10 protein-coding genes and 1 pseudogene are annotated in these 14118 nt (G+C 44.5%); 3 read left to right on the top strand and 8 right to left on the bottom strand.

The features are described from left to right. Position 1: 1 nt before the first annotated feature. Positions 2 to 556, bottom strand: coding sequence for a TIGR00730 family Rossman fold protein (locus ACTWP7_RS10685; RefSeq protein WP_443123159.1), 555 nt, complete (start codon positions 554 to 556; stop codon positions 2 to 4). 75 nt (positions 557 to 631) lie between these two features. Further along, complete coding sequence (locus ACTWP7_RS10680; RefSeq protein WP_014645342.1) at positions 632 to 1921, bottom strand: adenylosuccinate synthase; 1290 nt, start codon at positions 1919 to 1921, stop codon at positions 632 to 634. Positions 1922 to 2148: 227 nt separating this feature from the next. Here ACTWP7_RS10680 and ACTWP7_RS10675 point away from each other — a divergent pair, with 227 nt between their 5' ends. Continuing rightward, the gene (locus ACTWP7_RS10675; RefSeq protein WP_443123271.1) at positions 2149 to 2928 is read left to right on the top strand and encodes a DeoR/GlpR family DNA-binding transcription regulator; all 780 of its coding nucleotides are present in this window, start codon (positions 2149 to 2151) and stop codon (positions 2926 to 2928) included. Continuing rightward, entirely contained in the window at positions 2919 to 3773 is an 855-nt protein-coding gene (locus ACTWP7_RS10670; protein WP_443123158.1) for a Cof-type HAD-IIB family hydrolase, read from the top strand. The genes ACTWP7_RS10675 and ACTWP7_RS10670 overlap by 10 nt, the downstream gene beginning before the upstream one ends. Positions 3774 to 3879: 106 nt before the next feature. On the opposite strand, the gene dnaB is transcribed toward ACTWP7_RS10670, so the two are convergent. From dnaB to ACTWP7_RS10650, 4 genes are all read right to left on the bottom strand, one after another. Beyond that, the gene (gene dnaB, locus ACTWP7_RS10665) at positions 3880 to 5241 is read right to left on the bottom strand and encodes a replicative DNA helicase (RefSeq protein WP_014645346.1); all 1362 of its coding nucleotides are present in this window, start codon (positions 5239 to 5241) and stop codon (positions 3880 to 3882) included. A gap of 152 nt (positions 5242 to 5393) precedes the next feature. Next, a complete protein-coding gene (rplI, locus tag ACTWP7_RS10660) occupies positions 5394 to 5840 on the bottom strand; it encodes a 50S ribosomal protein L9 (protein ID WP_089750437.1) in 447 nt (148 codons plus the stop codon). Continuing rightward, positions 5837 to 7810, bottom strand: a complete 1974-nt coding sequence (locus ACTWP7_RS10655) for a DHH family phosphoesterase (RefSeq protein ID WP_443123157.1) — start codon at positions 7808 to 7810, stop codon at positions 5837 to 5839. Before ACTWP7_RS10655 ends, rplI begins: the two co-directional genes overlap by 4 nt. A 33-nt stretch (positions 7811 to 7843) precedes the next feature. Then, positions 7844 to 8788, bottom strand: a complete 945-nt coding sequence (locus tag ACTWP7_RS10650) for a YybS family protein (protein ID WP_443123156.1) — start codon at positions 8786 to 8788, stop codon at positions 7844 to 7846. 167 nt (positions 8789 to 8955) lie between these two features. Here ACTWP7_RS10650 and ACTWP7_RS10645 point away from each other — a divergent pair. Continuing rightward, positions 8956 to 9773: pseudogene (locus tag ACTWP7_RS10645) on the top strand (histidinol-phosphatase). A gap of 864 nt (positions 9774 to 10637) precedes the next feature. Here ACTWP7_RS10645 and ACTWP7_RS10640 read toward each other — a convergent pair. Beyond that, positions 10638 to 12155 carry an AbgT family transporter gene (locus ACTWP7_RS10640; protein ID WP_443123155.1) on the bottom strand — a complete coding sequence of 506 codons (1518 nt, stop codon included), beginning with the start codon at positions 12153 to 12155 and terminating at the stop codon, positions 10638 to 10640. A gap of 169 nt (positions 12156 to 12324) precedes the next feature. Continuing rightward, complete coding sequence (locus ACTWP7_RS10635; protein WP_443123154.1) at positions 12325 to 13893, bottom strand: phytoene desaturase family protein; 1569 nt, start codon at positions 13891 to 13893, stop codon at positions 12325 to 12327. Positions 13894 to 14118 lie beyond the last annotated feature (225 nt).

The following is a 14118-nucleotide window of genomic DNA, read 5'->3' as shown; positions in this document are numbered from 1 at the left end:
TTTATTGATCGCTCGAAGGATAGGTATTCAGCTTGTCTAACAGTTCATACGGGTCAGAGGAATCTACAAGGATGCTCCGATTGCTTTCAGGAACAAATCCTGCCTCAATAGCATGCTCAATTAGTCGTTTTAAAGGGGTATAGTACTCTTCAATATTGAACAAAGCCACTGGTTTTTTGTGCAGCCCTATTTGAGCCCAGCTCACGGTCTCAAATAATTCTTCAAACGTTCCAAAACCGCCGGGGAGTGCAATATACCCGTCCGCAAGTTCACTCATCTTTGCTTTTCGCTCATGCATCGTGTCCACCTCAATAAAGCTGCTTAGTTCCGTGTGGACGATTTCACGGTCAAATAACTCGGTAGGCATGACTCCCGTGACCTTTCCTCCCTGCTGAAGTATGCTGTCGGCAAGTACACCCATTAATCCGCTTTTTGCTCCACCGTACACCAGCTCAATATTTTTTTCAGCAAAGGCTTTTCCGAGTTTCTTGGCTTCTTCCGTATACGCTGGGTTGTGCCCGGCACTTGAACCCGCAAATACACATATTTGTTTCACGTGAAACACTCTCCTTCTCTTCTTATCATAAGCAAAATACGCCTGACTTAGCCAAGTCAGGCGTATTAACTCCATTTATTCGCTGTAAACACTCCGTACAACATTGGTCTGGTTACGATCCGGTCCTACAGAAAATACAGAAAGAGGGATCCCCGTAAGCTGTGAAACTCGTTCGATGTAATTGCGTGCATTGACTGGAAGATCACTCAATGTTTTGGCATCGGTAATATCTTCTGTCCAGCCCGGCAGCTCTTCATATACCGGTTCACATTCAGCGAGAACTTTTAAGCTTGCCGGGAATTCTTCCATAATTTCTCCTCTATACCTATAAGCAGTACAAATTTTCAACGTCTCAATACCCGTTAATACGTCGACAGAATTAAGGGAAAGGTCTGTAATACCACTCACACGGCGGGCATGGCGGACCACTACGCTGTCAAACCAGCCGACACGGCGGGGTCTTCCTGTCGTGGTGCCGTATTCTTTCCCGACTTCACGAATCTGATCACCCGTCTCATTATCCAGTTCGGTTGGAAAAGGACCGTCTCCTACGCGGGTCGTATAAGCTTTAGACACCCCGACTACATGCTTGATCTTAGACGGGCCGACACCGGAACCAATCGTGACTCCACCGGCAATTGGGTTGGAAGAGGTAACGAAAGGATAGGTTCCTTGATCGATATCAAGCATAACTCCCTGAGCCCCTTCAAATAGAATGCGGCGGCCTTCATCCAGGCTGTCATTCAACACAACAGAGGTATCGCAGACATATTTTTCGATTTGCTGTCCGTATTCATAGTATTCTTCGAGGATTTCCTCGACCGTAAACGGTTTCGTTTCATAAACTTTTTCAAACAAACGATTCTTTTCTTCCACGTTCTGTTCCAGCTTTTCTTTAAAGCTTTCCTTATCCATCAGATCAGCTATACGAATGCCCATACGTGCGGCTTTGTCCATATAGGCCGGTCCGATTCCTTTTTTCGTGGTGCCAATCTTATTCGCACCTTTTTGCTCTTCCTGCAGGGTATCGAGCTTCAAGTGGTAAGGAAGAATGACGTGCGCGCGGTTGCTGATTCGTAGGTTTTCTGTAGATACTCCTTTATCATGTAAGTATTTCAGTTCCTCAAGCAGCGCTTTAGGATCAATGACCATTCCATTGCCCAGCACACAAGTTTTATCATTAAAAAAGATTCCAGAAGGTATTAAATGTAATTTATAAGTAACGCCATCAAATTTGATTGTATGCCCGGCATTGTTTCCACCTTGATAACGTGCAACAACCTCGGCATTTTGTGATAGAAAATCGGTTATCTTGCCTTTTCCTTCGTCTCCCCATTGGGTTCCGACTACAACTACTGACGACATAAGGCACCTCCGCCAAAAATTTGTTTTATATTATTTCCACCGTCAGTTTACCAATGATATCCTTGCAAGTCAACGCAATTCCCGAACAATAAACCAAATAATCCATTTAATAGTTCGGTTATCACAAACCGTATTTCATTATAAATGCTTACATTTACTTATAAGGATTGAAATATTATCCTTCCTGACTTATGATGACTTATATAATACGTACAGGGAGGGAATCGATGTATCAGGAAGAGCGATTGGTGGAAATCGTGGATTACATAGACGAAAATCGGCGGATTTCCGTGGATCAAATTTGTGAGTTATTTAATGTATCCAGAGATACCGCAAGAAGAGACCTTGTTAAATTAGAAAATAAAAAAGCGATTGTCCGCACCAGAGGTGGAGCGATCTCACCTGGAACCAGCCCTGAAATTAAAAATTATCGGCACCGTCTCCACAGCGTATCTAGTGAAAAAAGAGAAATTGGAAAACGTGCCGCATCTCTCCTGGAACCAGGTGATACCGTCATTCTTGATACTTCTACCACTGTGCAGGCATGTGCGGGAGAACTGGAAAACACGGAAATGACCGTCATCACGAATTCCATTCACCAGGCTGAAATTCTGTCAGGTAAAGATCATCTCAGAATTCATCTTCTTGGCGGGCAGCTTCATAAAGAACATGGTTTTCTGTACGGAACATCTACCATCGAAAAACTAAACCAGTATCACGTCGATAAGGCATTTATAGGTGTAGTAGGTATATCAGAGCAAGGCTTGACCATTGGTCATGAAGAGGATGGCATGGTGAAGCGCAAGATGATGGAACAGGCGAGAGAGGTAATTGTGCTTGCCGACCACACTAAGATGGGAGTAACGGAATTCTTTCAGTTCGCTACATTAGAAGATATTGACGCTATGATTACGGATCGCACACCTGCCCAGAATTTCCGCGAACTGCTTGAAATTAATCACGTAGAATTACTTGTAACAGAGGAGGAGAAAGACATATGGAGTTAATTGCGATTGATTTAGACGGTACCCTGCTAAACAGCAGCCACACAATTAGCGAGGAGAATATAAAGGCTATAAAATACGCCCAGCAGCAAGGAGTTGAAGTTGTGGTTGCTACTGGACGGGCTGAGTTCGATGTCCGGGAGGTATTTGCTCATACGGACCTCACCACCTGGGTCATTGGGGCGAACGGAGCTACTATTCACCGCCCGAACGGCACGCTGTTCGATTCTGTACCAATCGAAGAAAAAGACGCGGACGCCATATTAAGCTGGCTGGAACAGGAACAATACTATTACGAAGTATTCAGTGATTCTTCCATCTTAACCCCTCAAAATGGACACAGGCTCTTACAAATAGAAATGGATCGCATCAAGAGTGCCAATCCCGAGGCTGATTTAGAAGAGCTTGAACAAGCCCTTGAAAAGCAATTCAGCCAGACCGGATTTTATCATGTTGATTCATACAAGGATATTACAGAGTCGGGATCGCCTGTGTATAATATCCTGGCCTTTTCATTTGAACAGGAAAAGCTAGACAAAGGCTGGCGCACATTTGAATCGAACCCCGATCTTACCCTTGTCAGTTCAGCCAACCATAACTTTGAGTTTGAGCATAAAGATGCGTCTAAAGGGCTCGCCCTGCAAAAGCTAGCCGCCCATCTGGACCTTTCAATCAGCGAAACCGCTGCGATTGGAGACAGCCCCAATGACCTTTCCATGCTTCATACGGCCGGTCACAGTGCGGCCATGGCAAATGCGAAAGACGTAGTAAAAGAAGCCAGTGATTTTATAACCGCCCACAACGACAGCCACGGTGTAGCCCAGGCCATCTATCATTGGCTAAAATAATCAATCCCAATATATGGATGACCTGAGGTGGAAATATCAGTCAGACAAAAACCCCCGCCGGGAGCTGATGATCAGCTTCTGGCGGGGGTTTTTTACATGATAAGAATTAGGCCGGAGGAATGTCTGCTTCGCTATAGCGGTGGTCCAAATCTACGAACTTGTTATACTCTTTCACGAAGGCAAGTTCGACGTTACCGACCGGGCCATTCCTTTGTTTGGAAATAATAATTTCAATAATGTTCTGGTTCTCCGATTCCTGGTCGTAATAATCATCACGGTATAAGAAGCCAACGATATCGGCATCCTGCTCGATCGACCCTGATTCACGCAGGTCGGACATCATTGGACGTTTGTCCTGACGGGATTCTACGCCACGTGACAGCTGTGATAAGGCAATAAGAGGAACGTTAAGCTCACGCGCGAGCCCCTTCAAGGAACGTGAGATCTCAGAAACCTCCTGCTGTCGGTTTTCCTTGGAATTAGCGCTTCCCTGAATTAATTGAAGATAATCGATAAGGATCATACCAAGACCGTGTTCTTGCTTTAATCGTCGGCATTTAGAGCGAATTTCACTCACACGGATACCAGGTGTATCATCAATATAAATTCCGGCATTCGATAAACTCCCCATCGCCATGGTCAGCTTATTCCAGTCTTCTGCTTCCATGTGGCCTGTACGAAGCCGCTGCGCATCAATGTTCCCTTCCGCGCAAAGCATACGGGAAACCAGCTGATCCGCTCCCATCTCCAAACTGAAGATGGCCACATTTTCTTCTGTATGAACAGCCACATTCTGAGCAATATTCAAAGCAAAGGCTGTCTTACCCATAGAAGGACGGGCTGCGATGATGATCAGGTCATTTCGCTGAAAACCGGAGGTGATATTGTCAAGATCACGATAACCAGTCGGAATTCCGGTTACGCCGCCTTCTTGATTGTGAAGCTGTTCGATATTATCGTAAACATCGATTAGTACGTCTTTAATACTTTTAAAAGCACTGGAGTTTTTTCGCTGGGAAACTTCCAGAATATCTTTTTCAGCTGAATTCAGGACATCCTCTAAATCTTCTTCTTCCGAATATCCGGTAGTTACGATGTTCGTGGCTGTCCTGATCAAACTTCTTAACGTTGATTTCTCGCTGACAATCTTCGTATAGTACGTAATATTGGCTGCCGTGGGTACAGAGTTTGCTACATCGGTAAGATAAGAGACTCCACCCACTTCTTCAAGAACTTTATTATTAGATAAAGCCGAAGTCACCGTCACCAGGTCAATGGGTTCTCCTTTATCAGCCAGCGTCATCATGACTTCAAAAATCCGCTGATGACTGGCACGGTAGAAGTCTTCGGGCAGCAAATATTCTGAGGCAGTGGACATGGCTTCAGGTTCTAAAAAGACCGCACCCAGTACCGCCTGTTCAGCTTCAATATTATGGGGCGGCGTGCGGTCATTCCATACTTCACTCACTAGCTGTTCCTCCTCTGGTTGGTTCAAAACAAAATATAAGCACCCGACCCTTCACTGCTTCACACACATGTTCCAATCGTGCTGAGGGTTAAAAGGCCAGGCGCTCATAATAGATGCTTCATAAACGAAAATTCAGATCATAATCAGGTCGTTTATTTTTCTTCGATGTGAACACGAATCGTACCCGTTACTTCAGGGTGAAGCTTTACCGGTACATTCGTGTAACCAAGGTTACGGATCGGATCATCCAGTTCGATTTTTCGTTTGTCGATTTTGATATTATGAGCTTTCTTCAATTCTTCGGCAATTTGTTTGCTTGTAATAGAGCCGAACAGACGACCATTATCGCCGGACTTAGCCGTTAGTTTGACTTCCATATCTTTTAAGGTTTCTTTCAGCTTTTCGGCTTCATCGATTTCCTCCTGGGCTTTCTGCTCCTGCTTGGCATCAATCGCTTTCTGAGCCTGGACGTTCCCTTTAGTCGCTTCAACCGCTAAGTTATTTTTAAGAAGATAGTTGCGGGCATACCCATCAGATACGTCCTTGATTTCGCCTTTTTTACCTTTACCTTTTACATCTTGATTAAAAATTACCTTCATTCTGTGTCTCCCCCTTCAAAATACTCGTCAATTATATCTTGCAATAATGCTCTCGCATCTTCAATCGTTGTGTCTTCAAGCTGAGTAGCGGCGTTCGTTAAGTGGCCGCCTCCATTCATTCGTTCCATAAGAACCTGAACGTTAATATCGCCTAGAGAACGGGCACTGATTCCAATACGCCCATCCTTACGCTCAGATATAACGAAGGATGCGACAACCCCACTCATCGTGAGGAGTGTATCGGCAGCTTGTGCAATAATGACGGGGCCATAGGTTTCCCCTTTATTCCCGGTTGATATGGCTACGCCGTCCCGGTACACTTCCGCTCGCTCAATTAACTTACTTCTTCGGATATAAACATCCAGATCTTCTTTCATAAACTTCTGAACCTGGACCGTGTCAGCTCCTTTTGATCTCAAATAAGAAGCAGCATCAAATGTCCGTGATCCGGTCCGCAGCGTGAAGCTCTTCGTATCGACAATAATCCCTGCAAGCAGAGCAGTGGATTCAAGCATCGAAAGCTTAAGTTTCTTAGGCTGGTATTCCAGCAATTCCGTTACTAATTCCGCTGTCGAAGAAGCATATGGTTCCATATAGACAAGTGTAGGATCAGAGATAAACTCTTCTGCCCGGCGGTGGTGGTCAATTACGACCACATGCTCGGTTTTGGAAAGTAGTTTCTCTTCCATGACTAAGGAAGGCTTATGCGTATCCACGACTACCAGCAAGGAGTTATTCGTCACCATTTCCAGAGCATCTTCCGGCGGGATAAAGTACTGCCATAGCTCTTCATCCTGCTCAATTTCTTCGATCATACGCTGAACGCCTGTATCAATATCATTTGGGTCAAGAACAATGGCTGCCTGTTTATCATTGGCCTGAGCAATTTTCAGAATCCCGATGGAAGCCCCGACCGAGTCCATATCCGGTGATTTATGCCCCATAATCAGAACTTTTTCACTTTCCTGGACCAATTCTTTCATTGCGTGGGAAATAACACGGGCACGAACACGCGTCCTTTTTTCCATTGGATTCGTCTTACCGCCATAGAACCGTACTTTTCCTGTATCATCCTTGATCGCAACCTGATCACCGCCGCGCCCGAGAGCAAGATCCAGGCTGGACTGAGATAGTTCTCCCAGCTCCGGAAGACTGATTGGACCAACGCCGATACCAAAACTAAGCGTAAGAGGCACGTTCTGATCTGTGATCAGCTCACGGACATCATCAAGGATTTCGAATTTAGCTTTTTCTAATTTTTTCAGGATTTCCTGGTTCATGACCGCCACAAAGCGTTCTTGAGACGTACGCTTCAAGTAGATTCCATAATTCCCAGCCCATCTATTTAAAATAGAGGTAACTTGGGAGTTTATATGACTCTTGGCCGTATCATCCATTCCCTGCGTAATTTCTTCATAATTATCCAGGAATATAATGGCCAGAACAGTTTGTTCGTTTTTATAGAGATTATGAATCTCCGTTTGTTTCGTACGATCAAATAAATAGAGTAACCGCTCATCTTTTTTAATAATCGTCTGAAGTTTGTAGTCCCCTACTGTAATCCAGACTTCGCTCTCATCTTCTTTAATAGGTGCAATTAACTGGTCAGATAATTGCTTAAGAGATTTACCTACGATGGTGTCATCCTTTGTAAACCTATTCATGTAAGGGTTAGCCCATTCAATTTTATAGTTTTCACTAAATAAAATAATTCCGATAGGCATCTCAAGCAGCGCCTCTTCCCCTACTTTTTTCACCCGGTAGGAAAGAGTCGATATATATTCTTCCGTTTCGTTAATCATGTTCTGCTCAGTTCGGACACTGTAGAAGATCGAGGCTGCTAAAAACAGCGTCATCATCATCCCAAGCGTCCACTGATAATACCAAATAAAGGCAAGCAGGAATAAGGAAATCACATAAATGATCCATAAATGTCCGCTCATAGTTGGCTTTTTAAAAAAGTTAGGCATTCCATTCAGCTCCTACCATCTTATACGAGCTCGTCATTTCTTTCCTTGTATCCGTTCTCTCAAGGAAAATCCTATATCAATTATACCTAAGATTCGCACAAGATACAGTAGTATTTGTGGAAGTAAAAGGCAAATAACTACAATTATTACCGGTATGGCCTTTGACCACTTCTTTACTTCTGCATAATAAAAGATAAAAGAAAAACCTTGCAGTACTAGAAGGCCGCCAGCTAACGTGAATACGTTGATCGCTCCTAAATAGAGCATTCCTTCTTCTTCCGTAGGAATATACGTCAAAATCAATGCAAAAAAGTAATACCATAAAACCGCGGTCGGCAGCTTAAATTCTTTAAAAGGAGGAAAACGGAATTGCTTTTGCTCCACTCGATTAATCACCTTATACGCAAGCCACTGACTCACAAAAGCAAACACAATCCCTGTCATAACAAGGATGCTCGGAATAATATCCGGTAAAAATTCAACCAGCTCTTCTACCGCTCCTAATTGCTCCTCCGTATTCTCGCCCCCGAGCATATTAGAAAGCATATTATCTGTTCTGGCTAAAGCATCATTCAGACTGTTTCTGATCTGCTCCCCCCAGTTCACACCGAACAATAACTGAGAAGCCAGATAAATACCGGCTGTGCCGATACTGAAGCCGACTGACCCGGCAGCCCATGCCTCCAAGGAAGATTGTTTATTATGCAGAGCTCCGCCTAAGAAGACTCCGCCCACCCCAGCTAATAAAGTGAACATCGAAAAAACCGGACCAAATAGCAGGGTAAACAATAAGGCAGCTATGAACATTAAAGCTCCTGCTTTCCAATTATGTCGATAGCTGTAAAATATGAAAGGAACGGGAAGCGTAAATAACAGGACAGGTCCAAGCCAGATTGGCATGAAAATAATTACCAATAACAATAGCAGATAAACGCCTGTCATTAAAGCCCCTTCCGTAATTCTTTTTGTGTCATTCATTTCCATAAACACCTCTATTTCTATCATCCAACTACTAGCTTATCTATTTTAACATATATCGTTTTTCCTATTCTTCTCATTCTTCTTATAGAAATTGACGATTTTGGTAGAAATGTCTGTTGTCTGATATGATTAAATGTAATATTGCGAATTTTAGGAGGATGATCATGCGGACTGACTATCATGTACACATGGCCGAAACCGGTAACCTTGAGGTCGATTATTTAAAAACTTACATCGAAAAAGCGAAAGAAGAAGGAATACAAGAGCTGGGCATTTCCGAACACGCCTACTTTTTTCAAGAGACGAGACCGATCCTCTCTAATCCGTGGGTGGAAAACCGCCGAACTCTCGATTTCAGTACTTATCAGAATATGTTTGACCAGGCTGAAAAGGAAGGTCTGACGATCAAAATGGGCATTGAAATGGATTATATGCCCGGCAAAGAAAAAGAAATGGAAGCTTTTATTTCTGAGCGTCCTTTTGACTATGTTATTGGCTCCGTACACTGGATTGATGAGAGTGGGGGATTGACCTTGCTACTTTCCGTGATGAGTATGAGAAAAGGGATCTCTATGAAGTCTACCGCCAATACTTCGACCGCGTCGTTACGCTTGCAGAGTCCGGCTTATTTGATTTTGTCGGTCACATTGATGTCATTAAAGTGTTTGGCTACCGTCCTGACGACCAGGAATTCCTTCGTGAACAGTATAAACGAGCAGCTGAAGCACTGGCTTCTACAGGTACATGTATTGAAATCAGTACGGCTGGTCTCAGAAAGCCGGTCGGAGAAATGTACCCGGATCCTGAATTGCTGCAAATTTGTAAAGATGCTGGTGTTGGAATCGTTCTCTGTTCGGATGCTCATAAACCGGATCATGTAGGGCACCGATATGAAGAAGCCGTGGAGCTTGCAAAATCTGCTGGATATGAGCAAGTCCACGTATTTACGAACCGCGAGGCTTCCGTCCACCCTCTTAAATAAATAGGAAAATTAAAAAGAGCCGGAGAAACCGGCTCTTTTTTTATCAGGAGTGGTGGCCCATTAACTACTATCAAAATCGATATTGCTTCTTTCAGATAAGCTCCCGTTTGTTGAAAACTTGATTTCGAGATAAATCGGGTCCTTTGCCAAAAAAGGGGTGGGCGGCTACGGAAACAACTCGTCTTGTTCCATCACCCATACACTCGAGACATAAGCCGCTCATCAACGGATTGAAAAACCACAATCCTTTTGATGGTCGTCTTATGCTGGTCGTGTCTTTCGGGGTGATTCCACATTTGAACACTTTCCTGCGGGGGAACTGGCAAGCCTCCGCGGTCGTTTCACTCCCTGTGGGGTCTCGCCTAGCTCCTTCTCCCGCGGGAGTCTCGTCGTTTCCTCCGCCACCCTAACGACCTCTAGTGGATGGACCCTTACTATAGGAGACAGGAGCCATAGTGTATCTGCCTAAAATGCTTCTAGTACATGGTTCCTACACGTAAACCATTAAAATTTAGGGTCGATTATAGATGATCCTTGTTTATTGGAAGGCTATTATGCAGAGATTTCGAGCGCTCCATGATCGCAAAGGGGCGGAAGGGAACGGCGAAGACTCCTGTGGGATGTACATGATCGGTGAGATCCCGCAGGGCTGTTAAGCCCGAGGAAGCTCACCACATGCCCACGGAAAGCGAGCCGTTCCCTGGAGCCCCATTCTCCATCCAATATCTCCAAATCGAGTCTTCAACTAACCAGCTCGTTAGTTTACTAAGTTGATCATGGAAATTACCTACGATGTTGAAGCGCCAATGAAAAAGCAGACTTCCTCTTGAAGGAAGTCTGCTTTGTTAATCGTAAGTCATCCTATTAATAACTGATAGGAGCTCCTGGTCCTACTGGAATACCGAGCAGTACCCAAACCAGCAGCATAACCAGCCAAGCTAGCAGGAATGCGACTGAGTAAGGAATCATCATGGAAATTAACGTTCCAATACCTAGTTTCTTATCATAGCGCTGAGCAAAAGCTATAATTACCGGGAAATAAAGAAGCAGCGGCGTAATCATGTTCGTCACTGAGTCAGCAATCCGGTACAACAGCGTTGTAAACTCAGGAGAATAGCCAAGATTCATCATAATCGGGACAAACACAGGGGCTAAGATCGTCCATTTTGCTGAAGAACTTCCAATAAAGAAGTTCACAACCATAGTCAACCCAAGGAACGTCAGAATAAGACCAATTCCATCAAATCCTGTAGAATTTAAGAAATCCGCTCCTTTAAAAGCGATCACAGTTCCGAGATTCGTTTCACGGAAATAAGCAATAAATTGACCGGCCGTAAAAGCAAGGGCAATATATCCACTCATGCTGGCCATTGTTTTACCTAACAGCTTCGTAAGATCTTTATCGTTTTTAATCTCTTTTACCACAATTCCATAAATCAATCCTGGAACAAGGAATAAAATGAAAATAACGAAAACCAGGGCATTAAAGAATGGTGAATCGATGTAAGCCCCCTCACCGCGCAGCGGGCCAAACGATAGATAGGCCATTAAGAGAAATGTAAACAGAAATCCTATACCAGCCAGACGCATCCCTCTTTTTTCAAGAGAGGTAAGCTCGTCGATCTCTCCGTTTTCTCCACCTTCATAACGACCTAATCGAGGTTCGACAATCTTATCTGTCACAAGCGTACCTACGATCGTTACCAGCAGCACAGAAACTGCCGCAAAGAAGTAGTTCATGGTTACAGTAATCGTTTCCGCATAGGCAGGGTCAAGCGTTCGTGTGGCCTCAACGGTTAATTCCTGCAGCACGGCATCAGTGGAAGTGAGGGCCAGATTGGCTCCAAATCCTCCTGATACACCTGCGAACGCAGCCGCCAGACCAGCTAGCGGGTGTCGTCCTAGTCCTAGAAAAAGTACAGCGCCGAGTGGTGGAAGGACCACATACCCAGCATTGACGGCTACACTGGACATGACACCGGCGAATACTAGAGCTGCTGTAAGCAATCGGTTCGGGAAAGAAAATACAATTCCTTTTAATGAAGAATTAATTAATCCGGTTTGTTCCGCTAAACCAATCCCGAGCATCGTTACGAGCACGGCTCCAAGCGGCGGAAATCCTATAAAGTTTTCAACGGCACTGTTAAAAATATAATCCAGGCCGCTTAGGCTGAATAAGTTTTTAACTTGAATGACTTCTCCTGACGTAGGGTTCGTCACGGACACAGAAGAAAATATACCCGATATAATAACTACAATAAGGGCTAATATTGCAAACAGAAGAAGTGGAGACGGAAGCTTATTTCCGAGCCACTCAATGCCATCTAATATCCGAAATAATAATCTTCGAGGTGACGATGGGGTTGCTTTTTTCTCTGACATACACCAGACCTCCTTATTAATGTTGATTGTTTAGGTCGGAATTTAATTTAACAAGTCTTCCGCTGAAAGTCAAAGCATTGAAATTAAATTGTAAAAAGGGTGTACATACAAGCGGTTTCAAGCACATCACGTAAAAAGCCCTGGAAGAATTTCTTCCAGGGCACGTTTCTTATAGTTTATCAGCAAGCAGCCACCCAGAGGTTCCGTTCAATCCACCTCCAGGCCAGGTTGCAGCTCCTACCATATATAATCGATCAATAGGCGTCTTGTAACGGGAATAGCCTGGAACCGGTCGGAATACGTAGTTTTGGAAGAGGTGATGACTTCCACTTACACTATCTCCACCGACAAGGTTCGGGTTATCAACCTCCAGGTCTGCGGGGGAGAGTACAGTCCTTTTTCGAATGGCGGACTTACTGTTATGCGTATAGGCAGACAGCTTTTCTATAACCCGGTCCGCATAAGCTTCTTTAATATTGGTCCACTCATCTGGTTCAATTTCACCCAGCGAGTCTTTTTTCACGTGAGAAGGGAGGGCCCTTACTTGAATCCAGAGCGTCGATTTCCCTTCCGGGGAGCGGGTATCGTCCATAACATCCGGCTGTCCGACGATTAGGAGGGGACTGTCAGGAAGCTCTCCATTCATAGCCTGCGTGTAAGTTCTTGCTAAGTCTTCCACATAAGGACCTATGTGAACGTAAGCAAATTCTGAGTATTTCTCTCCCGCTTTCCATTGAAGAGGTTCGTCCAGGGAGAGATGAATCATCATCGTCGCCGGTCCATAGCGGTAACTATCGGCTTCTTGAAAATAGTGATCCGGAACCTCGTTTTCGTCTAGCAGCCGGTTCACCATCTGGGTAGGTGTTACATTTCCTATAACAGCCTTTTCGGCTATGATTTCCTCTCCATTTTCGAGGACCACTCCATAGGCCTGACCACTTTCGACGAGTACTCGTTCTACGGATGCTTCCGTCCTTATCTCACCAAGCCGGATTTCAAGCATTTTGACCATGCTCTCAATCATAGTCTGGATGCCACCTTTGGAAAAAGCCATGCCGTTCCGCTGATTCAAAATGGATTCCAGGAACGGAAAAACCGCTCCGTTAGAGACATCAGGACCAAAATCCAAATGAAGTCCCCAAGGGGCTACCATCGCTTTTACTTTATCGCTTTCAAACCAGTGATCTACAAATTCGCGTGGTGATTGCAGCAAGTGGCTTCCCAGTTCCATCAGTCCATTTAACTTAAGCTGTTTCATGGACTTCATTACGTGCTTCCAGGCTTCATAGGAGGGAAGTTCCATCTGCATGAGCGGCATAAAGTGAGGAGTCGTTTGATCGTAATATTGGCTCAGGTCCTTCCAGGCATACGTATCATTGGTCGAATGATAGGCCAGGCTTTTGAACATTTCCTTACGATTCAGATAGGCTCCTATCCCTGTATCATCAGGAAAGACGCTGGCGTAAGGCTTATCATTTACTACGGGTTCAAAACCAAAGCGCTGCATTTCTTCTTCGTATTCCTGATAAAATTGCGACCCTAAAAATAAACCAACATTCATCGCATATAAATCATGAACATAACCAGGCTCCGTCACTTCTCCGGACTTAGATGCACCTCCGGGTTTCGATGACTTTTCTAAGACCAGTACTTTCCACCCTTTTTCTGCCAGCTGGATAGCTGAGATTAGTCCATTATGTCCAGCACCGATCACAATAGCATCATATTTCTTGGTCAATTCATCTCCTCCTCTTCCTCTTATATAGAGAGTTTCGCTACTCTTCTGTTACCAAAAACAAGACGAATTAAACTTTTTTGTGATTCTATAGGACTAGAATCTGTTCTAACAGAAAAGCTCCCATTACTGGAAGACTTGGTTTCGAGACATTTGTTGAGCGGAAGGTCCTCCGGGGGACGATTTCGCTTTCCGTGGGCATGTGGTAAGCTTCCTCAGGCTTCGCCT

Origin of the sequence: Halobacillus sp. B29, assembly GCF_052246755.1 — a bacterium.
Classification (GTDB): Bacteria; Bacillota; Bacilli; order Bacillales; family Halobacillaceae; genus Halobacillus; species Halobacillus halophilus.
The sequence above is the reverse complement of the archived record's forward strand: the minus strand, read 5'-3'. Positions and strand labels throughout refer to the sequence as shown.